At 64.3% G+C, this 26,165-nt stretch carries 27 protein-coding genes; 12 read left to right on the forward strand and 15 right to left on the reverse strand.

The genetic code is table 11. From position 1 onward, the window contains the following. Window positions 1-2: 2 nt before the first annotated feature. The 6 genes from CH286_RS06950 to CH286_RS06975 are packed head-to-tail and all read right to left on the reverse strand — an operon-like array spanning window position 3 to window position 5,438. Entirely contained in the window at window positions 3-1,277 is a 1,275-nt protein-coding gene (locus CH286_RS06950; protein ID WP_094608775.1) for an MSMEG_0569 family flavin-dependent oxidoreductase, read from the reverse strand. Continuing rightward, window positions 1,274-1,564 carry an MSMEG_0570 family nitrogen starvation response protein gene (locus CH286_RS06955; protein ID WP_037172524.1) on the reverse strand — a complete coding sequence of 97 codons (291 nt, stop codon included), beginning with the start codon at window positions 1,562-1,564 and terminating at the stop codon, window positions 1,274-1,276. Before CH286_RS06955 ends, CH286_RS06950 begins: the two co-directional genes overlap by 4 nt. Then, entirely contained in the window at window positions 1,557-2,438 is an 882-nt protein-coding gene (locus CH286_RS06960; RefSeq protein ID WP_032402149.1) for a carbon-nitrogen hydrolase family protein, read from the reverse strand. Before CH286_RS06960 ends, CH286_RS06955 begins: the two co-directional genes overlap by 8 nt. Continuing rightward, window positions 2,435-3,862, reverse strand: a complete 1,428-nt coding sequence (locus CH286_RS06965) for an MSMEG_0567/sll0787 family protein (protein ID WP_441347104.1) — start codon at window positions 3,860-3,862, stop codon at window positions 2,435-2,437. The genes CH286_RS06960 and CH286_RS06965 overlap by 4 nt, the downstream gene beginning before the upstream one ends. Next, window positions 3,849-4,904, reverse strand: coding sequence for an MSMEG_0568 family radical SAM protein (locus CH286_RS06970; protein WP_094608776.1), 1,056 nt, complete (start codon window positions 4,902-4,904; stop codon window positions 3,849-3,851). Before CH286_RS06970 ends, CH286_RS06965 begins: the two co-directional genes overlap by 14 nt. A gap of 9 nt (window positions 4,905-4,913) precedes the next feature. Then, window positions 4,914-5,438: an MSMEG_0572/Sll0783 family nitrogen starvation response protein gene (locus tag CH286_RS06975; RefSeq protein ID WP_027495238.1), complete on the reverse strand. Its 525-nt coding sequence runs from the start codon at window positions 5,436-5,438 to the stop codon at window positions 4,914-4,916. Between the two features lie 272 nt (window positions 5,439-5,710). Here CH286_RS06975 and CH286_RS06980 point away from each other — a divergent pair, with 272 nt between their 5' ends. The 4 genes from CH286_RS06980 to CH286_RS06995 all read left to right on the forward strand — a co-directional run bounded on the left by CH286_RS06980 (window position 5,711) and on the right by CH286_RS06995 (window position 8,617). Further along, complete coding sequence (locus CH286_RS06980) at window positions 5,711-6,091, forward strand: hypothetical protein (RefSeq protein WP_032378550.1); 381 nt, start codon at window positions 5,711-5,713, stop codon at window positions 6,089-6,091. Beyond that, window positions 6,084-6,488 (forward strand): hypothetical protein, encoded by a 405-nt coding sequence (locus CH286_RS06985; RefSeq protein WP_032378551.1) that lies wholly within the window; start codon window positions 6,084-6,086, stop codon window positions 6,486-6,488. Before CH286_RS06980 ends, CH286_RS06985 begins: the two co-directional genes overlap by 8 nt. Before the next feature lie 22 nt (window positions 6,489-6,510). Further along, window positions 6,511-7,098, forward strand: a complete 588-nt coding sequence (locus CH286_RS06990; RefSeq protein ID WP_094608777.1) for a hypothetical protein — start codon at window positions 6,511-6,513, stop codon at window positions 7,096-7,098. A 133-nt stretch (window positions 7,099-7,231) separates the two neighbouring features. Further along, the gene (locus tag CH286_RS06995; protein WP_094608778.1) at window positions 7,232-8,617 is read left to right on the forward strand and encodes an HNH endonuclease signature motif containing protein; all 1,386 of its coding nucleotides are present in this window, start codon (window positions 7,232-7,234) and stop codon (window positions 8,615-8,617) included. A gap of 86 nt (window positions 8,618-8,703) precedes the next feature. On the opposite strand, the gene CH286_RS07000 is transcribed toward CH286_RS06995, so the two are convergent. Further along, window positions 8,704-9,132: a type II toxin-antitoxin system Rv0910 family toxin gene (locus CH286_RS07000; RefSeq protein WP_032378553.1), complete on the reverse strand. Its 429-nt coding sequence runs from the start codon at window positions 9,130-9,132 to the stop codon at window positions 8,704-8,706. Window positions 9,133-9,191: 59 nt separating this feature from the next. Between CH286_RS07000 and CH286_RS07005 the strand changes: the two genes are divergently transcribed. The 3 genes from CH286_RS07005 (at window position 9,192) to CH286_RS07015 (ending at window position 14,021) form a co-directional block, all read left to right on the forward strand. Continuing rightward, a complete protein-coding gene (locus CH286_RS07005; protein WP_094608779.1) occupies window positions 9,192-11,498 on the forward strand; it encodes an ATP-dependent DNA ligase in 2,307 nt (768 codons plus the stop codon). A 233-nt stretch (window positions 11,499-11,731) separates the two neighbouring features. Beyond that, entirely contained in the window at window positions 11,732-12,946 is a 1,215-nt protein-coding gene (locus tag CH286_RS07010; RefSeq protein WP_032402152.1) for a lipase family protein, read from the forward strand. Between the two features lie 85 nt (window positions 12,947-13,031). Beyond that, window positions 13,032-14,021 (forward strand): iron-siderophore ABC transporter substrate-binding protein, encoded by a 990-nt coding sequence (locus CH286_RS07015; RefSeq protein ID WP_094608780.1) that lies wholly within the window; start codon window positions 13,032-13,034, stop codon window positions 14,019-14,021. On the opposite strand, the gene CH286_RS07020 is transcribed toward CH286_RS07015, so the two are convergent. The 4 genes from CH286_RS07020 to CH286_RS07035 form a co-directional block, all read right to left on the reverse strand. Continuing rightward, window positions 13,943-15,901 (reverse strand): ABC transporter ATP-binding protein, encoded by a 1,959-nt coding sequence (locus CH286_RS07020; protein WP_176458172.1) that lies wholly within the window; start codon window positions 15,899-15,901, stop codon window positions 13,943-13,945. The two genes, CH286_RS07015 and CH286_RS07020, sit on opposite strands and share 79 nt — an antisense overlap. A gap of 100 nt (window positions 15,902-16,001) precedes the next feature. Next, on the reverse strand, window positions 16,002-18,317 hold the full coding sequence (gene lon / locus CH286_RS07025) for an endopeptidase La (protein WP_094608781.1): 2,316 nt from the start codon (window positions 18,315-18,317) through the stop codon (window positions 16,002-16,004). A gap of 120 nt (window positions 18,318-18,437) precedes the next feature. After that, on the reverse strand, window positions 18,438-19,139 hold the full coding sequence (locus tag CH286_RS07030) for a type 1 glutamine amidotransferase domain-containing protein (RefSeq protein WP_037151761.1): 702 nt from the start codon (window positions 19,137-19,139) through the stop codon (window positions 18,438-18,440). 48 nt (window positions 19,140-19,187) lie between these two features. Next, entirely contained in the window at window positions 19,188-19,949 is a 762-nt protein-coding gene (locus CH286_RS07035) for a putative protein N(5)-glutamine methyltransferase (protein WP_094608782.1), read from the reverse strand. A gap of 84 nt (window positions 19,950-20,033) precedes the next feature. On the opposite strand from CH286_RS07035, the gene CH286_RS07040 reads away from it, so the two are divergent. Together CH286_RS07040 and CH286_RS07045 are read left to right on the forward strand one after the other, a co-directional pair. Further along, the gene (locus CH286_RS07040; protein WP_094608783.1) at window positions 20,034-20,417 is read left to right on the forward strand and encodes an MmcQ/YjbR family DNA-binding protein; all 384 of its coding nucleotides are present in this window, start codon (window positions 20,034-20,036) and stop codon (window positions 20,415-20,417) included. A gap of 43 nt (window positions 20,418-20,460) precedes the next feature. Beyond that, window positions 20,461-21,270, forward strand: a complete 810-nt coding sequence (locus CH286_RS07045) for a pentapeptide repeat-containing protein (RefSeq protein WP_037152438.1) — start codon at window positions 20,461-20,463, stop codon at window positions 21,268-21,270. 3 nt (window positions 21,271-21,273) lie between these two features. Here the strand turns inward: CH286_RS07045 and CH286_RS07050 are convergent, their stop codons facing one another. Further along, window positions 21,274-21,483: a DNA-binding protein gene (locus CH286_RS07050; protein ID WP_032378562.1), complete on the reverse strand. Its 210-nt coding sequence runs from the start codon at window positions 21,481-21,483 to the stop codon at window positions 21,274-21,276. A 35-nt stretch (window positions 21,484-21,518) separates the two neighbouring features. Here CH286_RS07050 and CH286_RS07055 point away from each other — a divergent pair, with 35 nt between their 5' ends. Further along, entirely contained in the window at window positions 21,519-22,406 is an 888-nt protein-coding gene (locus tag CH286_RS07055) for an oxidoreductase (protein ID WP_094608784.1), read from the forward strand. 16 nt (window positions 22,407-22,422) lie between these two features. Here CH286_RS07055 and CH286_RS07060 read toward each other — a convergent pair whose 3' ends face one another. Next, on the reverse strand, window positions 22,423-23,487 hold the full coding sequence (locus CH286_RS07060) for a glycerophosphodiester phosphodiesterase family protein (protein ID WP_094608785.1): 1,065 nt from the start codon (window positions 23,485-23,487) through the stop codon (window positions 22,423-22,425). Between the two features lie 11 nt (window positions 23,488-23,498). Beyond that, complete coding sequence (locus CH286_RS07065) at window positions 23,499-24,059, reverse strand: TetR/AcrR family transcriptional regulator (RefSeq protein WP_094608786.1); 561 nt, start codon at window positions 24,057-24,059, stop codon at window positions 23,499-23,501. A 60-nt stretch (window positions 24,060-24,119) separates the two neighbouring features. On the opposite strand from CH286_RS07065, the gene zapE reads away from it, so the two are divergent. Continuing rightward, entirely contained in the window at window positions 24,120-25,037 is a 918-nt protein-coding gene (zapE, locus tag CH286_RS07070; RefSeq protein WP_094608787.1) for a cell division protein ZapE, read from the forward strand. A gap of 38 nt (window positions 25,038-25,075) precedes the next feature. On the opposite strand, the gene CH286_RS07075 is transcribed toward zapE, so the two are convergent. Further along, window positions 25,076-25,588: a GNAT family N-acetyltransferase gene (locus CH286_RS07075; RefSeq protein WP_094608788.1), complete on the reverse strand. Its 513-nt coding sequence runs from the start codon at window positions 25,586-25,588 to the stop codon at window positions 25,076-25,078. A gap of 195 nt (window positions 25,589-25,783) precedes the next feature. Between CH286_RS07075 and CH286_RS07080 the strand changes: the two genes are divergently transcribed. After that, window positions 25,784-26,158: a hypothetical protein gene (locus CH286_RS07080; protein ID WP_141215809.1), complete on the forward strand. Its 375-nt coding sequence runs from the start codon at window positions 25,784-25,786 to the stop codon at window positions 26,156-26,158. The last annotated feature ends 7 nt before the right edge of the window (window positions 26,159-26,165 follow it).

The following is a 26,165-nucleotide window of genomic DNA, read 5'->3' on the forward strand; positions in this document are numbered from 1 at the left end:
GCTCAGACCATCTGACTCTGGGGTTGTGCTGCACTGATCTCGAGACCGATCTGATCCGCCAGGAACGCGGCATCTCGGGCCACCGAGGCGAAACGACCCGAGCCCCAGGTGTGCTGCCAGGGCAGGCCGAGGAAGTACAGGCCGGACACCGAGGTGACGCCTCGGTTGTGCGTCGGGTGACCCTCCCCGTCGAAGGCCCCGACCTTCAGCCACCGATAGTCGGTACGGAAGCCCACCGACCACACAATGGCGGTGACGTCGGAGGTAGCGAGATCCAGTTCGGTGGTCTCGGCTTCGGGACGCCACACCGGTACGTAGCGCTCCTCGGTGGGCGCGCTGATGCCCTCGCGCTCGATGTACGCGTCGATGTTGTCCTTGATGCTCTCGGCAACACGGTCGGCCGCATCGAGGGACGCCTCGAGCGTGGGCGCGAACTGCAGCACGCCGTCCTCCACTCCGAGCAAGCGACCGTAGAGCTGCATGCCTTCGGTGGCGAATGCACGCAGGTCGATGTCTCGACCACCGTCACGTCCGGTGACATAGTGGTTCGTATTCTCGCGTTTGCCGACGCCACCGGGTTGATCTTCGATGGAGACATCGTAGACGCCCATGTCGTGCAGCCAGGCGACACAGTCGCGTCCACGATAGAAACGCGCGACACGGGGAGCGGTACCGGCGACCAGGTGAACGCGGCGGCCGTCGAGGTGCAGATCCTCGGCGATCTGCGCGCCGGACTGGCCGGTGCCGACGACCAAGACGTCACCGTCCGGGAACTGATGCGAGCCGCGGTATTCGGAGGAGTGGATCTGGACGACGTCCCGTGGAAGCTTCTCGGCGAATCGCGGAATGGTGGGGATGTGGTAACCGCCGACCGCAACGACGATCTGGTCGGCATGCATCGGTCCGGCAGAGGTCTCGAGGTCGAAACCACCATCCGCTGACTGCAAGGCCTGATCCACCGAAACATGCTCTCGCACCGGTGCATCGAAGCTCTCGGCGTAACGACGCACGAAGGCGTAGACCTCGTCGCGCTGCATGAATCCGTCGGGATCGTCACCGTCGTAGGAGTACCCGGGGAGTGCGCATTGCCAGTTCGGCGTCACGAGGGTGAAGTTGTCCCAGCGGGAGTCCTTCCACTCGTGCGCGATCGTGTCGCGCTCCAACACGACATGTTCGACGCCACGCTGCGTCAGATGCCAGCTGATGGACAGGCCGGCCTGCCCGCCGCCGATGACGATCACGGAGTGTTTTTCTATCGCACTGTGGATCTCTGTCATAGCAATTCAGCTCCCGACATGCTCAGTACGCGAACGGCACCGGCCCGGTACGAAGCGCTGACACCGTGGATCTCTTCCATCTGCTGGGCGGCCGAGGTGCACCGCATACCGAACTTCGCGAGTACTCGATCACTCGCCACCGTCAGCGCCTCGGACGTGCGCTCGACGAAGTCCTGGACCGTGTACTCCGCACCGGGCGTCAGGTAATCGTGCATCACCAGCGACGGTGAATAGCAGGACTGTTCGCGCCCATCGGGCCAACGAACGACGAACGACATCTCAGGCATGGACCGGCTCCTTGGTTATGGTCCGATAGACCGACGGCCGGCGATCACGCAGGTTGTACATACCGCCGCCACGTGCCGCCCCGATCAACGCATCGACGTCGACGGTGGCCGTCGCCAGTCCCGGTTCGACGCCGGTGCCCGCCAGAATCTCTCCGCCGGGCCCGACGATCTTGGCGCTGCAGACGAATCTCAAGGATCCGAAGGTGCCGGCCTGATTCGCCGCGACCCAGATGATCTGGTTCTCGAGCGCACGAGCGCGGTCGTAGATGTCGAAGCGCTGCTTCCAGCGGTCCTCCTCCATGTTCTCGACGGTCGCGGTACGTGCCGTCGGCCATGCGGAGATGGAGGCGACGATCTCGGCACCGTCGAGGGCAAGTTCGCGGGCGGCTTCGGGGAATCCCTTGTCGTAGCAGATCTGCATGCCCATTCGGCCGACCGGAGTATCGAACGCGGAGTAGCTGTCTCCTGCGTCGTAGCAGAGGTTTTCACCGAGCGGCTGGTGCACCTTTCGGTACGAGCCGAGGATTCCGCTGCCGTCGACCGTCACTGCGGCGTTGTAGCGGGTGTCGCCGTCCTTCTCGCAGAAGCCGAAGGTGACGACGGTATCGCCCGCCATGTCGATGACCCGCCTGATCTCGGGCCCGTCGAGTTCGAGAGCCGGAGGCAGTGCCTTCAAGCGACGCTGCCGAGACTCCTCGGTCTCGTCTCCTCCGCCGAGACTGGGCAGGTAACCGCCGAGGCAGGCTTCGGGCAGGACGAGCAGTTGGCTGCCGCGATTGCGCGCTTCCTCGAGCAACGCGGCGATGGTGGCGTAGCTCTGTTCCATGTCGCGCCCGAATTCGGCTGCGGCAACGGAGATGGTGATGGCGTTCATGCTTCTCCCAATCCGGTCACGGTGGACGTGACCGCGCGAGTGGTGATTCCGTCGGGCCATCGCAGCGCGACGCCCGGAATATCGGTGAGCTCTCCGCAGACTGCGGACAGTGCAGGTCCGGACGGTGCAACTGGTGCACCGGGACGGTCCGCGGTGATCATCGCGAACCCAGGAAAACACGTGATCCACTCGCCCATCGACGCAGCGTCGGGCTTCGGGATCGAGGAGATGTCCAGTACGGCACCGGTTCCGCTTGCCTCGGCCAGCATCCCGGTAGTGCCTGCCAGGCCGGCCATCGAGACGTCCTTGGCTGCTTTGGGCGCGGTTCGGGCAACGAACGACGCCATTGCTGTCAGTTCCTCGGTGTTGCGTCGCGAGGACGAATCCCATTGCTGACCGGAGTATCCGCGTCGCCATTCGCCTTCGATATCGGCGGTGAGCGTCAGCCGGTCGCCGACGTTGCCGCCGCCGGCCCGCACCGGGTTGGCTGTGCGCCCCAGCGCAGTGACCGACAGTGAGGACGGCACCCCGGCCTGGGTATGGCCACCGAGTACCGGGACCTGCCATGCCGCAGAGGCATTGGCGAGTCCGCGAATGATGCGAGTCAGTCGGGACTGTGTGGGTGCGCCGACGGAATCGAGCATGCCGACGGCTCGGGCTCCCATGGCAGACAGGTCGTTCAAGTTCACCAGGGCAGCGCACCACCCGGCCCACTCCGGGTCACGATCGACCATCGAGGGAATGATTGCGTCGCAAGCTGCGATCATGTCGCTGCCCGGTACCGGCACCCCGTCGTCGCCTCGAAAGCCTTTGGCCCCGAGCCCGAGCGGCTGTGCCTTCAGGGGTGCGAGCACACCGGCGAGCATCGCTTTGGTCGACGACACCAGCCGTTCGATTCGGTCGATGGGCCAGTACATCGCCACATGTGGAGTACCGGCCACCTCGACGTCGCCGCGTCTGATCCACCCGAGACCGGTGAACAGTCTCTCGTTGCGCTTCTGCACCGTCGCATCGAACCGAAGTACACCTCGGCTTTCGGCATGCGCACAGGCTGCGCGAACCAGTGCCGGCCCGACGCCGGAGGTGCGCGCCGAAGCAGACACCACCAGGCGACTGCCGGCCCACCATCCCAGATCCGTTGCGGTGCAGGGAGCAAGGCGTACTCCACCGAGCACGGTACCCTCCCGGTCGGTGGCGACCAGAACGACAGTGCGACGGTCGTCGTCGATATCGTCCTGATCGGTGCCGGAGAACAAGCCCTGTTCGGCAACGAACGTCGCTCTGCGTAGCGCCCGGTACGAGCTCAGTTGCGCCGGGTTCTCGCACGGTTGGACCATGAACTCGGGCTCCACGACAGTGGTTGCAGCACCCGACAATCCGGCTAGATCCTGCGCGTCCACCCCGTACATCTCAGCCTCCCGCATTCTGCAGGACGCTGCACGCACCGCATGCCGCGCAGCCTGCCTTCTGATCGGAGCCGAGCATCGCTGCTGCCTGGAGCTCTTTGGCGACGCGTCGGGTGACGCTTTCGAGTACGTCTCGGCCCGGGGCCGTCGCACGATCGACATCGACTGCCAACGTGCCGGCAAGTGGACGGAACGGAACGACGAAGGGATACACGCCCATCTCGATGAGTTCCGCAGCACCGGAAACCAATTCCTCCGGATCCTCACCGAGGCCCACCAGAATGTAGGTCGAGACCTGGTTGCGTCCGAAGATCCGGACTGCCTCTCTCCAGGCCGCGCGATACTCGTCCATCGATACCGACGCCTTGCCCGGCATCCACCGGCGTCGAACCTCGTCGTCGAGAGATTCGACGTGAATGCCGATGGATTCGGCTCCGGCGTCGTACAGGTCCTGAATCGTCTGCAGGTCGCCCGGAGGTTCGCACTGCACCTGAATTGGCAGATCAGGAACCACGGCCTTGATGGCGCGTACACATCGGGCCAGATGACGGGCACCGCGATCCTTTGCGGCCGAAGTACCTGTCGTCATGACCATTTGGGTAACGCCGTCGAGCCGTACCGCCGCCTCTGCCACCTCGGCCAGTTGCGCCGGGGTCTTGACGGCGATGGTGTCGCCTGCCTCGAGCGAGGCCTCGATGAAGCAGAAGCGGCACCGCTGGTCGGCGTCGTAACGGATGCACGTCTGCACCACGGTTGTAGCGAGAACGCTGGAGCCGTGGAGCTTGGCGATCTTTTCGTAGGCGATCCCGTCGGCGGTGGCGAGATCGTAGAACTTCGGACGGTCGACGGCCTGAACATCGAGACCGATGTCATTGCCGTCGAACAACACTCGGCCCTCTTCGAGAACGTACGGGCTGAGCGGATTGCGGGGGATGGCTGCGCCGAGGCCATCGATGGTGACATGCCCGTCGTCGCTCGGCCCGGCGCCTGCCGTTCTCGAGACCGGCGTGGATCCTCGGATTCCGAGCAACGCCAGATCTACACGCGTACTGACCGACATGGTTCGCTCCTAGACCATGTAGGTCGAGTTGATGATGGCACCCTTGCGCGCGTAGTGGATCAGCGCGTCTTGCACGTCGAGGGGGTGGGCAGGGATGACACCTTCGATGAGATCCTCTTCACGACCGCCGTGCAGAGCCAGCCCGAAGCGGCAGCAGAACACCGTGCCGCCCTCGGCGATGAACGTCGCGAGGGAATCGTTGATGTTCTGCTCGCCCGGGAAGCCGGAATCACCGGTGGTCGGAAATCCGCGAGTGGCAAGGCAATTGATGGCACCGGGGCCGTAGAAGTACATGGCCGACTCGAAGCCCTTACGCAGGGCGCGCGTCGCCTGGAGTACCGCGACGAACGATACCGAGGACTCGTGGGCGATGCCGTGCACCAGAGTGAAGTAGCTTTCGCCGTTCTCGGCCTTGTAGTCGGGGAAGATCTTGGTGGAGCCGTAGATGTTGCTGCCCTTGGGAAGTGACGGGTGCGGGATCTCTTCGAGGGACTTCTTGATGTTCTCGGCGATGGACTGGTCGAGGTCTGACACGGGTGTCTCCTGAGGTTCGCAGAGCTGGCTGAATGCAGTGGGCAACTACTCGAGATGCGGTGGACACCGATGGCCACCTGAGGAAGAGAGGTCATGTCCGGCGAAAGAGCAGATCCTCTTCGGCCATGGGACAAGTACAAGCCCCATCCATTTCCGGTTGGTCACGCTCGGAACAACGCCGTGTTTCGAGGGCCTCACAGTGTTGACGTGGTGTTACGCGGCTACTGTGAAGGCCGGTCCACCCATCCATTGCGAGCAGGACGAGGAACACGATGATCGGCGCCGTCACCGGCTTGTTGTACGCGTTGTCCCTGGTAGTGGGCATCTGGGTGCTCGTGAAGCTCGCCACGAACCGGCCCGTTCTGTTGAAGAACAAGGCCGACCGAGCACTGTTCTGGACGATCGCAGCCACCGAGGCCGTCGTCGCGCTTCAGGCCGTGATCGGGTTCGTCATGATGTTCACCTCGGATCGCGAGATACACCGGTTGACGTTCGGCTCTTATCTCGTCGGACTGCTGTTCCTGCTTCCATTGGGAACGTGGTGGTCCCTGGGCGACCGTTCCCGCGGCGGCACAGCGGTGCTGCTCGTCGCCGTCCTCACCCTCGCAGCCATGGTGCTGCGCCTGAGCCAGATTTGGGCCGGATATGCCTGACAACCTCCAGCAAGCGACGCGCACCGGCTTCGGGCGCTTTCTCATCGCCGTCTATGCGGTGTTCGCCGTTGCCGCGACATCGCGCTCGATAGTGCAGCTCACCACCCGATTCGACAACGCACCGGTGGCGTACCTCCTGTCGGCCTTCGCTGCGGTGGTCTACATCATCGCGACGGTGGGACTGGCGAGGGCAACCGAAGCATCCCGACGCGTGGTGACGGTGTCCTGCATCATCGAACTCGTCGGAGTCATCGGCATCGGCACCCTCAGCTACATCCAGCCCCAGGACTTCCCGGAGCCGACGGTGTGGTCGCACTTCGGATCCGGATACGTCTTCATCCCGGTGGTGCTCCCCATCGCGGGACTGTGGTGGTTGCGAAAGACTCGACAGCGGTAGGGGTCTGTGGCCAGAATCGGCCATGACCACCTGGACGACCGTCGATGTCGATTACCACCTGTTCTCGCTTGTAGCAGTGCACAGTGAGCCGGTGCCCCCGGGTGCCCTCGGCGAGCTCATCGACGCCTCCGACAACTGCATTCACGTCCACACGGGAATTGCATCGGGGCCCGTTCGCGTTGCCGTCGACGTCCTGGCGCAAGCACCGACAGTCGAAATCGACGGGTCGTGGGAGGACGCGGCCGAGGTCTCGATCGCCGTGGACGCGACGCTAACTTTCGTCTCCGCGCTGGGGTACGTAGGTTCGGACGCGACTACGGTCTCGCCGCCCGTGAGCGGCTTTCTGGGAGTCCGCGTGAGTTCGATAGGTAGAGGTACCCATTGGGATTCGGATGTGAGCGAACCGGTCGAGGACTATCTCTTCGAGATCTGGCCCGAGACGATGCGACGCGAGTTGACGCGCGTGAAGACCACGAACGGTCCACAGACCTCGAAGCCCGGTTCGGTACGGCCTCCGAGTACGCCGACTTCGAGGTCGAATTTCGATCCCTACAGCGATGCGACGGTACGTCTGCGCGGTCCGGTCAGCTGGGATCCCGAGGAAGTGTGAAGATCTCCGACTCTCGACGTGGCTGTTAGCACACCCCACCGACAGATTTGCATTCCTGAATTCTTATGTAGGGCAATAGTTTTCGATTCGACTATCATTGTCAGTCGAACGCACGTTCGATACACTTACCCCCATGACCGTAGACATCTGGCAACTGAGCGAGGCAGAACTCCTCGCCGACGCTGCTGATGTCTCCCACCGAATCCAGTTGATGGAAGCCCGGCGTATCGCCCTCGTCGCCGAAATCGACACCCGCGTGGCCCGCGAGAAACTCGGATTCCCCGGACCCGCAGGCTGGCTGACCTCCACCACCCTGCTCACCCCCGGCAAAGCCACCAAGATCGTCGCCCTCGCCCGCGGACTGAAGAACTTCCCCGATATCGCCGACGCCGTGAACACCGGCGTGATGTCCGTCGACCATGCCGCTCTGATCCTCGACTTCGCCGAAACACCACCGAAGAACCTTCCGCAAGAGGGTAGCGATATCGCTCGGAAGGCGATGATCACCGCCGCCACCGGACCCGGCGCACGTACCGACCGCATCCGCGAAGCGATCACCAAACTGAAAGACACCTACGGTGGCAACAAACCACCACCCGAAGACACCGACCGCAACGAACTGTTCGCCTCGAAAACCCTGAACGGGCGGCTGGCGTTGAAAGGTGACTTCGATGCTGTCACCGGTGAGAAGCTGCTCACCGCACTCTCACCCCTGACCGAACCCCGCCCCGCCGCCGACGGCACCCCAGACGAACGCAGCCCCGCTCTACGCCGCGCCGAGGCGTTCGGACACATCCCCGACCGCTACCTCGCGTCGAGCAACCGACCCACCGAAGGCGGGGAGAAGCCGCACGTCAACCTGCACATCACCCTCCGCGACCTCACAAACCTCCGCGGCACTGCAGCAGGCGCAGGCTCCGGTGACCGTGAAAGTGGCAGCGGCAGTGGTAGTGACGAAAACACAGGTACGGCAACCAGATCCGATAGCGCGAGCAGCAGCACCCGCGACGGTGATGCTGATGGTTGTGACAGTGGACCGGCCTCCGATCGTGGCGCATATCGCGATCTGTTCGGTGATGGCACCACCGTCGGGTGGCTGCCCTGGATGGGACCGCTCACCCGCGAGACGTCCAGGCAGCTCGCCTGCGACTGCATCCTCACCGCGATCGTCATGGACGAGAACGGCTCACCGATCAACCTCGCCCGCACCGCACGCACCGTCACCGCCAAACAGAAACGCGCGTTGACCGCCCGTGATCACGGGTGCGCGTTCCCCGGCTGCGGAAAACCCGCAGCCTGGACCGAAGGCCACCACATCTGGCACTGGACCGACGGCGGACCCACCGACATGAACAACCTGGTCCTACTGTGCGGATTCCACCACCGCCTCATCCACCACAGTGATTGGGAGGTCTTCATCGCCGCAGACAACCACCCCTGGTTCATCCCACCAGCCACCGTCGACCCCTACCGACAACCCAGACAATCCCACGCCCGAGCCGGCCCCCACATCACATAACCACCCACACACGGAACCAGCCCCGCACCGAGAACACGGTGCGGGGCCGGAAGAGGTTGTCGTGCAGCTACTTCAGCAAGGATCGGTCACTTCAACGCCGCCAGGTTCGCAACGGATTTCTTGACATCGGTGTCCAGAGCGCGCGCCACCACCGATCCCACTGGACCGAACAGCACACCCCCGCCGAATTTCGCGTCGAGCGTCAGCTCCGATCCGCCCTCGGCCTCACGCACATGGACGGTCAGCGAGATTCGCACCCCGCCCTTGCCGCGTCCGGACATCTCGATCAGCTTGGGCTCGTCGTATTGGGTGAAGGTCCAGTTGATCGTGTTCTTGAAGCCCTTCACCTTCACCAGCGACTCCACTTCGGTGCCCTTGCCGACCTTCTTCGGTGGTGGGCTGCACCACCCACCATGGATGGTCATCCACTCGTCGAAGCGGTCGAGCGCGGAAGCCTTGTCCCACGCGCCCTGCGGATTCTCGGGCATCTGTACCGAGACACTGATCGTCGCCATGGGATCGAGCCTGTCACAACTTGCCCGCAGGTTCTGACGTCGGCCACTAACCTGAGACGATGGCCACGCTCGAGATCGAAGGACGGAAGGTCTCCGTCACCAACCTCGACAAAGTGCTGTTCCCCGACACCGGCACCACCAAGGGCAACATCATCGAGTACTACGTTGCCGCCGCGCATGCGATGCTGCCGCACCTCGTCGGCCGCGCCGTGACCCGCAAACGTTGGCCGAACGGCGTCGACCAGTCCTCGTTCTTCGAGAAGAACCTCGCAGCATCGGCACCCGACTGGCTCGATCGCCGGTCGATGCAACATTCGGATCGTGTGGTCACCTACCCACTGTTCTCCACCGCAGCCGATCTGGCGTGGCTCGGCCAACAGGCAGCCATCGAGGCCCATGTGCCGCAGTGGCGATTCGACGGCACCGAGCCCGGCCCCGCCACCCGCATGGTCTTCGATCTCGATCCCGGTGATGACGTCGACCTCGCCCGATGCGCCGAAGTAGCCTGCGAGATAAGAGATCTGATCGGCGATATCGGCATGACGGCATATCCGGTCACCAGCGGCAGCAAGGGAATTCACCTGTACGTTCCGCTCGAGAAGCCACTGTCGACGTCGGGCGCGTCCACCGTCGCCAAACGTGTTGCCACGCTGCTCGAAGAGCGCTCGCCGGATCGGGTGACCGCCACCATGGCAAAGGCGAAGCGCACCGGGAGAGTGTTCGTCGACTGGAGCCAGAACAACGGCAAGAAGACGACGGTCGCACCGTACTCACTCCGCGGGCGAGCACTCCCCACCGTCGCGGCACCTCGCACCTGGGACGAGCTGGAAGCGCCTGGCCTGCAACAGCTTCGGTTCGAGGAAGTGCTCGAGCGCCTCACCGATGTCGGCGATCTACTCGCCGACCTGGATCCCGCCATGAACTCGGACGAGAACCAACCCCAAAGCGGCACCACCACAGACAAACTCGACGAGTATCGCAGCATGCGGAGCGCCGACCGAACTCCCGAGCCGGTGCCCGAGACCGCCGAGCCGCAGGGCAACAACGACACCTTCGTCATCCAAGAGCATCATGCCCGACGCCTGCATTACGACTTCCGACTCGAACACGACGGCGTCCTGGTCTCGTGGGCCGTCCCCAAGAACATCCCGGACGATCCCAAGCAGAACCGGCTGGCGGTACACACCGAGGACCACCCACTCGAGTACGCGACGTTCTCCGGTCGGATACCGAAGGGCGAGTACGGCGGTGGCGACGTATCGATCTGGGACAGCGGAACCTACGAGCTCGAGAAATGGCGCGACGACGAAGTCATCGTCGTCCTGAACGGTTCGAAGGCCCGCGGCAGGTTCGCCCTGATTCGCACCAAGGGCAACCAGTGGCTGATGCATCTGATGAAGGACGCACCCAGCGCAACGAACGAGGGCGCGACAACCGAGAATCCCCCACCCAAGAACATCTCGCCGATGCTCGCCACCGCCGGCGACATTCTGGGTCTCGGCGACGACGAGTGGTCGTTCGAGGGCAAGTGGGACGGGTTCCGCATCGTCGCAGAACTCACACACGGTTCCATGACGCTCCGCACCCGCAGCGGCAACGACTACACCGAGAAGTTCGGTGCGCTCCAATCTCTGGCGGACGACCTTTCCGACCACGATGCCGTCGTCGACGGAGAGGTCGTCGTGTTCGACGACAACGGCATCAGCAGCTTCGAGATGCTGCAGAACGCGAACCGTGACGACATCCGTTTCATCGCCTTCGATCTGCTCTACCTCGACGGCACCTCACTGCTGCGTAAGAAGTACTCCGATCGACGACGGCTGCTCGAGCTTCTCACCACCGGACTCGACTCGGTGCTGGTGCCTCCGCAACTGACCGGCTCCGCCGCGGATGCCGTCGCCGAAAGCCGAGAACGTGGGTGGGAGGGCGTCGTCGCCAAGCGAACCGACTCCGTCTACCAACCCGGCAAGCGCGCCCACACGTGGATCAAACACAAGAACTGGCGGACGCAGGAAGTCGTGATCGGTGGGTGGCGTCGGGGCCAGGGTCGTCGCGCGGGCGGGTTCGGCTCGTTGTTGATGGGGATCCCCGACGGCCACGGCCTCCGCTACGTGGGTCGCGTCGGGACCGGGTTCGACGATCGCGCACTCGACACTCTCGCCGCCCTTCTCACGCCTCTCGAGACGTCGGACAGTCCCTTCTCTTCGGCGCTGCCCACCGCCGACAGGAACGGTGCGGTGTGGGTGGAACCGACTCTCGTCGGCGAGGTCCGGTTCTACGAATCGACCGAATCGGGTCATCTACGGCATCCGAGTTGGCGCGGTCTGCGCCCCGACAAGGCACCCGAGGACGTCGCTCCCGAATAGCGATACCGTCACGCCCGACACGACGTTCGGCACTTTCGAGAGAAACCGGCACGGAGACCGTTCTTCTGTTGCCATAGAATGTCCGAGTGCGTACCGTTCGTCCTATCGTTTCCGGGGGGAGCGTAACGAGTCACGCTCTGACAGCTATACCGATTTGCGGGCCGGCTCTACGGGGGCTTGCCGGATCATCGGAACGCGCGTCGTTTCGATTCAGGCACGGAGGGGTTTAACACATGCGGGTTCTCAAATTGGCAGGCGCTGCCGGAATGACGGCGGTAGCACTGCTGTGTTCGTCGGTCGTCGGCGCAGGTCAGGCGGCGGCGGAGCCACTGATGCCGACCCCCATCGCGGACGGGTTCGGTGCGCCGCCTGCGGATCTGGACGCCCTCCAACCGGGCGATGTGATCTCCAGCCGACCCATGCCCCCGCCGCCCGGATTCTTCGATATCGACGTGTGGCAGCTGAAGTTCCGCTCGACCGACTCGGCGGGTGATCCCATTGCTGCAATCAATACGATTATGGTTCCGCATAACAAAGCGCCCAACGGCCCATTGCTTTCTTACCAACACATCATCAATGCACTCGGTCTCGAATGTGCACCTTCACAAGCACTCTGGTCCAATGACCCCAATTTGGCGATTCGCGAGGCACCGGCACTGAACGCTGTCCTGCAGCGCGGCTGGACTGTCGTCATCGCCGATCACCTCGGACCGAGAAGCGCCTACGGTGCCGCCAAGCTCGGCGGGCAGATCGTGCTCGACAGCATTCGCGCCACTCAGCGCTTCGAGCCCATCCAGGTTCAGCAGAGCCCGGTTGCGTTGGCCGGCTACTCCGGCGGCGGCATGGCCACGGCATGGGCGGCGGCGTTGCAGAACGATTACGCACCCGAGCTGAACATCGTCGGCAGCGCGAACGGTGGCGCTCCGATGAACCTCGAGCGCATGGCCCGCGATCTCGGTTTCGCCCCGCACCCCATGTTCGGCCTCGCGTTTGCGGCCGCGCTCGGTATCGAACGCGAGTACCCCACCCGCATCCCGATCAGCTCTCAGCTCAACCCGGTGGGTAAGGAGATCGAGAGCAAGATCCAGAACGGGTGCACCAACGACATCATCGCCGCGGGCGCAGGCAAGAGTGCCATGGAGGTCGCCGGCACGCTGGACCTGATGAACAGCCCGGAGATGATCGCCGCCGTCAACGAGAACAGCGTCGAGTTGTATCCCGGAGTGCCGAAGGCCCCGTATTTCGAGTGGCACAGCCCCACCGACGCGTTGATCCCGGTCAGCGCAATCGACAACACGATCGCCCGATACTGCCGCGCCGGGGTGCTGGTGACCGAGGTCAAGGTGCCCAGCAACGATCACCTGACCGCTGCAGTACTGGGCCTGCCGCAAGCCCTCGAATGGATCGACCAGCGATTCGCGGGTGTGCCGGCCACGACCAACTGCTGATCGCACCACCGACCTATGGCACGTGATCGAAGCCTTGATAGGTCGGTTAGGCTAACCTCGCTCAGTTACCGCGCGAGGAGATCACATGAAGAAGTCTGTACAGCTCGTCGCCGCCGGTGCCTCAGTTCTGGCACTGGCGGTCGGCTGTTCGTCCGACAACACAACCGCCACATCCGGTGACTCCGGAAGCGAGGCGGGCTTTCCCGTCACCATCGAGCACCATTTCGGTGAGACGGTCGTCGACGCCGAGCCCACCCGCGTAGTGACGATCGGGTTCAACGAGCAGGACTTCACGCTCGCTCTCGGAGTCAAGCCTGTGGCGACGCGCGGCAACCTGAGCTACGACTACCGCCAGCGCCCGTGGGCCCAGGAGGCACTGGGCGGCACCGAGATTCCCGAGGTCGGCAGCACCGACCTCAACCTCGAACAGATCGCCGCGCAGGCACCCGATCTGATCCTCGGGCCGTACTCCTTCATCGATCAGGGTCAGTACGACCAACTTTCGGGAATGGCTCCGACGATCGCCGACATCGGCGGCTACGACAACGTGCCCGCGGCAACCTGGCAAGAGGAGTTCGCGGTCGTCGGCAAAGCCCTCGGCAAGAGTCAGGAAGCCCAGGACCAGACGGCCACGCTCGAGCAGAAGTTCGCCACCACCGAGGCCGAGAACCCCCAGTTCACCGGCAAGTCACTGTCTCTCGCGTTCGTCATGGACGACGGCAGCTACCTACTGCTCGGCAAAGACGACATCCGGGCGCTGTTCTTCACCGACCTCGGCTTCGAGATTCCCGACGCATCCGAGACGATAAGTCCCGAGAACCTCGGGCGTCTCGATACCGACGTACTCGTCATCGCCGGCCAGAGCCGCGAGCAACTCCAGGCGAACCCACTGATCGCGGCCCTCGACGTCGTGAAGCAGGATCGAACGGTCTACATCGGCTCGTTCAGCACGGATCTGCCCTCGGCTCTTGGCTATTCGAGCCCGCTGTCGCTGGACTACGCAATCGACGGATTCACCCCGATGCTCGCCGCGGCAACCGACGACGACCCGTCCACAGTGGTGCCGGCGCCCTGAAATGCCTGGTCCGACCTGCCCGACTGAGCGAACTGCGTCCGATGCAGCTCCTCGTAGCGGCCTCCCGCCGCGAGGAGCTCGTCGTGCGTGCCTCGCTCGGCGATTCGTCCGTCCTCGATCACCAGGATCACGTCGGCTGCCCTGATGGTCGACAGTCGGTGCGCGATCACCACCGAGGTCTTCCCTTCCAACGCCTCGGCCAGCGCCGCCTGCACCGCGGCCTCGGACGTGGAATCCAGTGACGCCGTGGCCTCGTCGAGAATGACGACCCGTGGCTGCGCGATCAGCAACCGCGCGATCGTCAGGCGCTGACGCTCACCACCGGAGAGCCGGTATCCACGCTCACCGACGACCGTGTCCAGGCCGTCGGGCAAGGAGCGTACGAGATCAGCGAGCCGCGCCCTCGACAGGGCATCCCACACTTCGTCGTCGGTGGCATCGGGCCTGGGCAACAACAGGTTGGACCGGATGCTCTCGTGGAACAGGTGACCGTCCTGGGTCACCATACCGACTGTGCCGCGGACTGATTCGGCCGTCAGATCTCGCACGTCGATACCGCCGAGGCGGACAGCGCCGCCGTCGACGTCGTACAGGCGGGCAATCATCTGGGCAATCGTGGACTTGCCGGCACCGGAGGTCCCGACCAACGCCACCATCTGGCCCGGCTCGGCGCGGAACGACACACCGTGCAGAACCTGTTCTCCGCCGCGCGAATCCAAGGTCGCCACCTCTTCCAGCGAGGCGAGCGAAACCTTGTCCGCCGAGGGGTACGCGAACCGGACATCGTCGAGTTCGACGGCCACCGGCCCCGCCGGCAGGGTCTTCGCATCGGGCTTGTCGGTGATGAGCGGAACGAGATCGAGCACCTCGAAGACCCGCTCGAAACTCACCAGTGCGCTCATCACTTCGACGCGCGCGCTCGCCAGCGCGGTCAGGGGAGAGTAGAGCCGCGCAAGCAGAAGTGACAGTGCCACAACCGAACCCGGGTCGAGTGACCCCCGGAGGGCATAGAAGCCGCCCAAGCCGTACACCACGGCCAGAGCCAGCGCCGAGACCAGCGTCAGTGCCGTCACGAACACCGTTTGCACCATGGCACTGCGAACGCCGATGTCGCGCACGCGCCGGGCGCGTACCGCGAACTCGACCGATTCCTGCTCGGGATGACCGAACAGCTTCACCAGCGTCGCTCCAGGAGCCGAGAATCGCTCGGTCATCTGCGTGCTCATCGCCGAATTGTGCGCTGCCGCTTCACGCTGCAGCCGAGCGAGGCGTCGACCCATTCGTCGCGCGGGAAGCACGAACACCGGCAGCAGAATCAGTGCGAGAAGCGTGATCTGCCAGGAAATTCCGATCATGACCACCAACGTCAGCGCCAACGTCACCAGGTTGCTGACGACCCCGGACAGCGTGGTGCTGAATGCACGCTGCGCTCCGATCACGTCGTTGTTGAGCCGGCTCACCAGCGCACCGGTACGCGTTCGCGTGAAGAAGGCGATCGGCATGCGCTGGACGTGGTCGAACACCGCGGTCCGCAGATCCAGGATCAAGCTTTCGCCGATGTTCGCCGAGAGCCACCGATTGATCAGACCGACCACGGCGTCCACCAGAGCGATCGCCGCGATGGCGATTGCCAGCAGCACCACCACGCGCAGCTCGCGCCCGTCGACGATGGCGTTCACCACCCGGCCTGCCAGTACCGGCGTGGCCACCGCGAGAACAGCGGAGGCCACGCTCAGCACCAGGAACCCGCCGAGAGCGCGACGATGCGGTGCCGCGAACGTCAGGATCCTGCGGGCTGTCTCCTTCGAGAACGACGACTGGGTATCGGGCCTGTTCATCGACCGATACATCTGGTTCCAGGCGGTCATCTCCATACTCATGCCAGCACCCTCATGTCATCACCCTCATGTCGTCGATCTCATGTCATCACGGTAGAACCTCGACATAGCTCGAGGTCAAGCGCGGCTCCCGTCGCCACGATCAAGCCGCCGCGGACGCTGCCACCGGTTCCAGCGCGAGCGCCAGGATGTCGGCGACATCGGTCATCGGACGGACGTCCAACGCTTCCAGCACTTCTGCGGGCACGTCGTCCAGATCCGGTTCGTTGCGAGCCGGAATGAACACCGTCTTCAGCCCCGCTCGTTGCGCAGCGAGCAACTTCTGCTTCACCCCGCCGATCGGCAGCACTCGACCGTTCAACGTGACCTCACCGGTCATGCCGACATCCGATCGCACCGGCCGTCCGGTGGCCATCGACACCAATGCCGTCACCATGGTCACCCCTGCCGACGGGCCGTCCTTCGGCACCGCGCCCGCCGGAACGTGCACGTGAATGCTGCGATCGAGCGATTCGGGCGTGACGCCGAATTGTGCTGCGTGCGAACGCACATAGGACAGCGCGATCTGCGCGGATTCCTTCATCACATCGCCCAACTGACCGGTGAGCTTCAATCCGGGATCGCCGTCGGTCGAGGCCGCCTCGATGAACAGCACATCGCCGCCGAGTCCGGTGACCGCCAGACCCGTTGCCACACCTGGCACTTCCGTTCGCTCGTGCGCCTCGGGCGTGAAGCGTGGACGACCGAGGTAGGTCACCAGATCCGGCTCGTCGATCTGCAGAACGTCGGCGGTACCCGCGAGTTTCGTCGCCACCTTACGTAGGGCCTTTGCCAACAACCGCTCCAGCTGCCGCACCCCGGGCTCGCGGGTGTAGTCGGCAGCGATCTTGCGCAGTGCGGCGTCGGTCACCGTGACCTCCTCGGACGTGACTGCAGCCCTGTCCATCTGACGGGGAAGCAGGTAGTTCCGCGCAATGACGACCTTGTCGTCCTCGGTGTATCCGTCGATGGTCACCAGTTCCATGCGATCGAGCAACGGGCCGGGAATCTGATCGATCACATTGGCCGTGGCGAGGAACACCACGTCGGACAGGTCGAGATCCAGATCGAGGTAGTGATCACGGAACGTGTGGTTCTGCGCCGGGTCCAGCACCTCGAGCAGTGCGGCACTCGGGTCGCCGCGGTAGTCCGAACCGACCTTGTCGATCTCGTCCAGCAGCACAACGGGATTCATCGATCCCGCCTCACCGATGGCCCGCACGATTCGGCCCGGCAGTGCGCCGACGTAGGTGCGACGGTGCCCACGGATCTCGGCCTCGTCTCGAACTCCACCGAGAGCGACGCGCACGAAGGTACGGCCGAGCGCACGTGCGACGGACTCGCCGAGCGAGGTCTTGCCTACCCCGGGTGGGCCCGCGAGCACCATGACGGCACCGGATCCGCGCCCACCGACGGACTGCAGGCCACGTTCGGAGCGTCGCGCACGGACCGCCAGGTACTCCACGATCCGATCCTTCACATCGTCGAGTCCGTGATGATCCGCGTCGAGGACGGCACGCGCAGAATCGATGTCGGTGTTGTCGGTCGTGGTGTTGTTCCACGGTAGGTCGAGCACGGTGTCGAGCCAGGTACGGATCCAGCCCGATTCCGGACTCTGATCACTGGCGCGCTCCAGCTTGCCGACCTCGCGGAGCGCCTGTTCGCGCACCTTCTCGGGCAGGTCGGCGGCCTCGACGCGGCCACGATAGTCGTCGGCACCGTCGGGCTCGTCCTCGCCGAGTTCCTTGCGAATGGCGGCCAGCTGCTGCCGGAGCAGGAATTCCTTCTGGGTCTTCTCCATCCCCTCGCGTACGTCGCCGGAGATCTTGTCGTTCACCTCGACCTCGGCGAGATGGGCCTTGGTCCACTCGATCAGCGAATCCAGACGCGTTGCCACATCCGGGGTTTCGAGAAGGTCACGCTTCTGCACGTCGGTGAGGTAGGACGCGTAACCGGCCGTGTCGGCGATGGCACTCGGATCCGTGAGCTTGTTGACCGAGTCGATCACCTGCCAGGCGTCTCGGCGTTGCAGCATCGCCACGACGAGCTGTTTGTACTCGGCCGCAAGGGCTTTGAGGTCATCACTCGCGGCCACGTCTGCGACGGTCTCGGCCTCGACCCACAGGGAGGCACCGGGACCGCTGACTCCGTGGCCGATGTGCGCGCGGCGCGTGGCCTTGATGACGGCGGCCGGTCGCCCGTCGGCCAGGCGGCCCATCTGCACGATCGTCGCGAGGACTCCGTACGCGGCATAGCGGTCTTCCAGACGGGGTGCGACGAGCAGCGTGCCGTCATTGCTCGCCTTCGCCGCATCGACGGCGGCGCGCGCGGCCTCGTCGAGTTCGACGGGCACCACCATTCCGGGCAGGACTATCGGGTCGGTCAGGAACAGTACGGGGACACGAACGGTTTCGGTCACTTCTCCTCCAAAGATTGAGCTATCGGGACTCAACTTCGAAAGCAGTAGTGATGTTCCCGCTGCTGGCCGGTGTTCTCCGTGGGCAGAACACCGGCCGCCACCGTCTTCACATCAGGGCGACTACTTCAGCGCGCTGACCAGCTTCTCCGCGAGCGGACGCGTCGAGGCCGGGTTCTGGCCGGTGTAGAGGTTCCGGTCGACGACCACATGCGGCGACCATGCGTCGGCGTTCTCGAACTTCGCACCGTTCTCACGCAACCGGGTTTCCAGGAGCCACGGGGCCTTGTCTGCGAGCCCGGCCTGGGTCTCCTCCTCGTCGGTGAAGCCGGTGAGCTCGTACCCGTCGAACGCCCAGGATCCATCGGAACGCACGGCAGGAAGCAGGGCCGCCGGCGCGTGGCACACCGCGGACACCACCTTGTCGGCGTCGAGGAAGTCGACCACCAGCGCGCCGAAGCTCTCGGACACGGCGAGATCCTCCATCGGTCCGTGACCGCCGGGAACGAACACGACATCGAAGTCCGACGCCTTCTGCTCCTCCAGAACTGCGGGGGAGGACAGAATGGACTCGATGGACGCGAGGTAGCTCTTCTGATCCGCCACCTTCTGCTCGTCACCGCCGTTGGCGTCGACCGCCAGGCTGCCCTCGTCGACGACCGGCGCCTTGCCGCCCGGCGTGGCCACCGTGACGTCCCATCCTGCGTCGACGAACGTGCGGTGGGATTCGACGAGCTCTTCGGCCCAGTACCCGGTGGGGTGCTTGCTTCCGTCGTTCAATGTCCAGTGGTCGGCAGCGGTTACCGCGAACAGCAAAGTAGTCATGATCGACGCATGCCACCAAGACCCACTATCGAAACACGATGTGGACCACTACTCGCTTGTCGAACCGATCACCACAACGGCGTCGAACATCTCGGATTCGCTGATACCGGCCGTGAACCCGGCCTCGTGGATGGCCTCGAACGTCGAATTCGCCAGCAGGGCACTGGTTTCGATGAGCAGACTGCCGTGCGGAGCCAGCCACTCGTGGGCGTGCGCCGCAACCCGCCGATGGAGACGAGCACCGTCCTCGCCGCCGTCGAGTGCGATGTGCGGCTCGTGAAGTCGCGCCTCTCTCGGCATCAGCTCGATCTCGCCCGTGGGGACGTACGGGGCGTTGACGACTATCGCGTCGAATCTGCCGTGCAGCTCCGGCGGCAGCGCGTCGAACAGGTCGCCGCGGTGCACCGTTCCTCCGACGGCCTCCAGGTTGCGTTCGGCGCACTCCACCGCAGCGGCGTCGACATCGGCCGCATGCAACTCGGTGACACCCGGAACCGACAGGCCGATCGCACCGGAACCACAACACAGGTCGAGGAGCGTCGAAGGATGCAGTGCTGCAGCGCATTCCACGAGGAATTCGGTGCGGCGGCGGGGAACGAACACACCCGGTTCGACGGCGATGCGTCGACCACAGAACCACACCCACCCGACGACGTGCTCGAGCGGTTCACCGGCGACGCGTCGCCCCAGCAGGTGGGCGAGCTCTGCCGGGTTCGAGGCGGACTCGACGAGGATGCGTGCTTCCTCCTCGGCGAACACACACCCGGCAGCGCGCAGCGCGGACACCACGTCGTCGAACCCTGGTTCCAACGCGCTCGACCTCCTGGATTGCTGTGCGTCCAGCTACCCCGCTGAAATACTGTAGCCCGGTATGTCGCAGTAAAGGAGAGGGCGATGAGCTGGGATGCCACAGTCCGTCGAATGTGCTTGGCGCTGCCCGAGACGTACGAGGAGCAGGCCTGGGTCGGTGAGCGCTGGCGGATACGCGGTCGCACGTTTGCCCACCTGCTCGAGATTCGCGACGGTACTCCGCCGGCATTCGCGAAGGCCGCAGGCACCGACGGCCCAGCCCATGTCCTCATCTTCCGTTCTCGCGGAATCGAACTCGACGCATTGTCGAAGCGGGACGGCTTCTTCGCTCCGGGTTGGGGACCCGAGATCATCGGCATGAAACTCGACGGTTCCGTGGACCGCGTGGAACTCGGCGAGCTGATCACCGAGAGTTATTGCAACCGGGCACCGAAGAAGCTCGTCGCATTACTCGATCTACCCGAGTGAATCTCGTTTGACGCTGACACACGCCGAGGGACACAGTGGAACCATGGCTGCCCCGAGCGAGAACTTGCTGGCCGATTGCGGCAGTTGTTTCGGGCTCTGTTGCGTCGCTCTGCCCTTCGCGAAGTCATCGGATTTCGCAATGGACAAGGCCGCAGGGGAGCCGTGCCGCAACCTCCTGGAGGACTCGCGGTGCGGCATTCACTCGTCGCTCCGGGAGAAGGGTTTCCCCGGGTGCACGGTGTACGACTGCTTCGGTGCGGGCCAGAAGGTGTCGCAGTCCACGTTCGAGGGACGTGACTGGCGGCAGCAGCCGTCGAACGCGTCGGAGATGTTCGCGGTCTTTCCGGTGATGCGTGATCTGCACGAGCTGCTCTGGTATCTGGCGGATGCGCGTGGCCGGACGTCGACCGAAAGCCTGCACACCCGGCTGAGCAGCGAGTACGACGAGCTGGATGCGCTCACGTCGGCGACTCCCGAGATCCTGATGTCGGTCGACATCTCCGTCCTGCGCTCGCGAATCAACGACGTGCTGCTCGATGCCGGCGACCAGGTGCGCGCCGAGGTCGTGGGCAAGAAGACGAACTACCGCGGACGCGACATGATCGGCGCGAAGCTCGCCGGTGCCGATCTGCGCGGCGCAAGCTTGCGCGGCACCTACCTCATCGGAGCCGACCTGCGCGGGGCCGACCTGCGACTGGCGGACGTGATCGGTGCGGATCTTCGCGGTGCCGACCTCAGAGGCGCAGACCTGCGCGGCAGCATCTATGCCACGCAGTTCCAGATCAACGCCGCACGGGGTGACCGAGCAACACGGCTACCCGAATCCCTGACCCGTCCGAGTCACTGGGCCTGACCATCAGCCGAGTGATCTACCGGTCTGCTCCAATGCTGCTTGGACGACCGTGAGCGCCTTCGGACCTACACCGTGCAGTTTTCTCAACTCGGCCGCCGACACACCTGCGAGGTCGTCCAGGCACAGGTAGCCCGCCGCGCGGAACGCCCGAGACGCAGGATTTCCGGTCCCCTTCGGAAAGGCCGGATGTTCATCGGTTTCTGCTGTGCTCACGGGCGCATCCTAAAGCAGACCGGTAGCCTGGCGCCGTGCCTGAAACCAAGCAGAGACGCGTTGTCATCACCGGAGCGAACACCGGTATCGGCTATTTCACCGCCTTGGAGTTCGCGAACCGTGGCGACCACGTGACGCTCGCCTGCCGTAACCAGGAAAAAGCCGAGTCCGCAGCCGCGAAGATCCGAGCGGAGGCACCGAACGGAACCGTCGACACGGCGACCCTGAATCTCGCCGACCTGGCCTCGGTGAGGGAATATGCCGCGTCGGCTCCCGAGTCGATCGACGTACTGATCAACAATGCAGGCGTCATGATGCCGGCCTCGCGGACCGAGACCGAGGACGGATTCGAGCTTCAGCTCGGCACCAATCACCTCGGCCACTTCGCCCTGACCGGCCTACTGTTTCCCAAGCTCGCCGACTACGCGAAGATCACCACCATCGCGTCCGTCGCGCACCGTCAGCGCCCCAAGATCGACTTCGACAATCTCCAGCTCGAGCGGGGCTACAGCGCTCAGCGTGGGTACGCGAACTCCAAGCTCGCGAACATCTTGTTCGCGCTGGAATTGCAGCGTCGGATCGACAAGGCCGGATCCAAGGTGACCAGCAATGCTGCGCACCCCGGCATCTCCTCGACCGAGCTGTACTCGAGCCCGGACGGCTTGGGCAGCAACAAGATCCTGGCGGCACTGGCACCCATCGGACTGAAGTTCATCTCGCAATCCGCCCGTGCCGGAGCACTTCCCACGATCTATGCCGTCGACGTCGCAGGCGGCGGCACCTACAGCGGCCCCACATCGCTGTTCGAGTCACGCGGCAAGCCGGGCCCGGCGTCGATGACTCGCATGGCGCAGGATCCCGCACTCGCGGCAAAGCTGTGGGACGTCAGCGAGAAGTTGACCGGAGTCGGCTACCCACTCTGATCCTCCAGCCGCGCCGTTACCGCGCGGGTTCGGGCAGCGGAAGTCCGCGCTCGCTCATGACAGTGCGTACGCGGTCGGGATAGTCGGTGATCAGACCGTCGACGCCCAGGTCCATCAAGGCACGCATCGTGTCGGGGTCGTCGACTGTCCACGGGATCACCCGGATTCCGCGGACGTGGGCTGAATCGACCATTGCCTGGGTGACGAAGAGCTCGAAGTCTGGGTCACCGACCTTGCCGCTCTGCGGGTTTCCCTGCACCGGCGAGTAGGCGGACGCTCCGAACGAGTCGATCGCGGCAATCGCGTCCCCGCCGAAATCGTCGATGTCGATTCCGCCGAGCCAGGGTGACGAGCCCTCCTGGCCCACCTGCAAGAAGTCACCGTTGGTCAGCGCAACCACCGGCACCTCGGGCGCGGCGTCTCGGACCAGTTTCAGCGCGCCCCAGTCGAAGCTCTGCACAGTGATCCGGTCCAGCATGTCTGCTTCCCTGATCGTCCCCAGCACTGTGTCGACGAACTGCTCGCGTGGAGCGGTTTCGGTAGGGCTGCCTGCCTCGACCTTGGTTTCGACGTTCAGCTTCACGTCCGGCGCGTCGACCGACTTCACCAGATCCAGCACCTCGGTGAGCGTCGGCATGCGAGCACCGGGCACGCGTCGTTGCTCCGGGTAGTCCGCGAGCGGCAACGCACCGCAATTCAGTGTGCGGATCTGCGCGAGAGTCAGTGTGTTGACGAACTTTCCGACGTACGGAAAGTCCGGGTCTCCCGGCATGGATGCACCGGTGTCGATGCACTTCTTGTCGGACACCTTGCGGTCATGCGTGACGATCGCGACGCCGTCCTCGGTGATCTGCGTGTCCAATTCGAGGGTGTTCACCCCCAGTTGCAATGCGTTGCCGAACGATTCGATCGTGCTCTCGGTGACCAAGCCGAGACCGCCGCGGTGCGCCTGCAGGTCGAACGAGCCGAGTGGCGCCGCGCCACCTTCCGTCAATGCCGGGTCTGCGGTCGATTCGGTCCCGCACCCGGCCAGAACCAGAGCCGAAACGCATGACACCGCCATGTATCTACCGAATCGCATGGTCGGCGAGACTACGGGAGGTCGGTGTCCATCGAGTTCCCGCGCAGTGAACGCCCGGCACCCGCGAGGTAGACCGCGATCGGCAGTCTCAGCGCTGCAATGTCTTTCGATGTCCGACGACCGAACACCACGTCGGCAATCAAGCCCTCGCACAGCGAGACGAGTCCGTCGCCGTGGGCGGGTTCGTCGAACAGTTCACGGGCCAGTTCGAGCGAAAAGAACGAGCGGGCCAGGACATCCCGAACATCCTGCGCAACAGCAGGATCGAGCATCAGGGCGTAACGAGCCCGCAGCTCGGTCATGCGATGAGTGAGCGCACGGTGGAGGTACTGCCCCACCACCGTGGCCACATCGGTCTCGTTGTCGGCAATGTCCACGAACGACGCGTGCGACAGCTCGACCAGTCTGGCGGCCACCGCAGCGAGCAGATCGGACTTGGTTCGGAAGTAGTACGACGTGGACCCTGCCGGGTAGTCGAGCGTCGAGTCGATCGCGCGGTGGGTCAGCGCGCGCAGGCCGTCGCGAGCAACGACGCCGAGCGCGGCGTCGGCGATGGCGGTTCGACGATCCATGGGCGTGAGCCTACACACCCACTCTACAAATGTAGAGCATGTCGGAGTACGGTTCGGTTCATGAGGCCGACTGCACCACGATGCACCTTCGACACCGACTTCATCCTGGACGACGCCCAGGCCGCCGCAGCTGACGCGCTGTCCGTGCCCGGCACGAAGGGCCTTTATCTGTGGGGGCCTGTCGGACGCGGCAAGACCTGGCTGCTCGACACCTATTTCGACAACGTCGACGGCACGGCCAAGAAGCGCGTCCATTTCCACAGCTTCTTCCGTGACCTGCACGCGGCGTACTTTCGCCGCAACTTCTCGATCGACGCGGCCATCGACGACATCCTGTCGACAGAATCGTCTCCTGCATCACTGCTGTGCTTCGACGAATTCCACGTCCACGACATCGGCGATGCCCGCCTCATCACGCGCATGCTCGACGCCCTCTTCGCACGCGGCGTCGTCCTGGTCGTCACCTCGAACTACGCACCGGACGAGTTGCTGCCGAATCCACTGTTTCACCCGACGTTCCTTCCGACGATCGAAAAGCTGAAAGAAGAACTCGACGTGGTCTGTGTCGACGGTCCCGTCGACTACCGAGCCGCCGGGACGAGCGGGTCGCGATTCGCGTCGGGGAGTTGGAGTCTGCAACCTGCGCGGCGCGGGCACACGTTTGCCGAGTTGTGTTGCGCCGCTCGTTCGACGGGTGACTACATCCACTTGATCGAGACGGCAACGACTCTGACGATCACAGATGTTCCGGCTCTTGCGAGTGTGGACGAATTCGCCGCTCAGCGCTTCGCGAATCTCGTGGATGTACTCTACGACCGGGACGTACGTACCGACTTCCACGCTCTTGTCCCGCTGCATGGATTCGCCGCCGGACGCACCGGTCTCGACACCGATCGATTGGTCAGCAGGCTCAGCGAATTGGGTTCTCCGTCACGCCAGTGCGCGGCGGACGGCGTCCGGATCACCGGCTCGCAGTAGCTCTTCGCCGCGAGCGATTCTCCCTGCCGCGCCCGTCATCAACGGGTCTGTGGTCGCGCCCCAAGTGGTTTGATCATCACGACTTCGTGCTCATGGGGAGCCAAGGGGTAGGGAACTCTGTCACCGGTAGCGCTGAATCCCCTGCGCCGATAGAAGGCTTGGGCGCGTCGATTGTGCTCGTGTACCTCGAGCGTCAGCTGGTCATGCCCGCGTTCGCCGGCCCAACGCTCGATTTCGTGCAGCAAGGCTTCGGCGAGGCCTTCGCCGCGGAGGAGGGGCGTCACGTAGACGCCCAGCAGAAATGTCCTACCGTCTTCGACCCGCGCCCGCATGATCCCTACCCACCGACCCGCGTCGTCCACCGCGGCGAAGCCACACGAGAACGCAGAATTGGTTTCGGCGGCTCGCCGCTGCCAGTCGTCATCCGATTGCCGCGACGCAGCATCGAGAGTCTCGACGAACGCCTTCGGCGAGTCTGCCAACATCTCGAGCCGAAGAGCGCGGAACAGCGGCCAGGACTCAGCCGTGACGGGAACGATGCGAAACGCCATGACGTCGATGCTAGGGAAAGAGTCAGGCCGAGACGGACCCACAAATTAAGGGAGACACCCACTACTGACGGCGGTCGGGGGCGACAGCAGCAGCGGGTGTCTCATTGACCATTCGGGGCCCGTCACCGGGTGGATGGGTATCGGATGGGAAATTCTTTCGAAGTTTTTTCACCCGCCCGGGCATAGCCTGTGACCATGCCTTTCACAGCAGCGAACCACTACGAGTTCAGTGGCGACGACATCACCGGAACCGTCGACGCCCATCGATCCGCCGGCGTCTGGGCGGCGCAGCTCGTCCTCAGTGGTGAGACGCTGGAATCCACGGACGTCACCCGCTCCGATCTGGGATTCGAGGTGCGCACCCTCGTGAAGACTCTCTCGGACGGCAACCGGACCCACCTACTCATCGTTCTGCCGCGTGTCAACATCGATACGGATGACGGCCAAGACGTCACGTTCACCTCTTACGCAGTGCTCTACACCGTGCACGGCGGGTCCTCCGAGCAGCACGGCGCTGCCGAGTCGTACGACGTGCGTTCGCTCGGCGGAACCGCGTCGCTCGTCCGGTAATCGACGC

The sequence above is a fragment of the Rhodococcus sp. WWJCD1 genome (assembly GCF_002258735.1).
GTDB lineage: Bacteria > Actinomycetota > Actinomycetes > Mycobacteriales > Mycobacteriaceae > Rhodococcoides.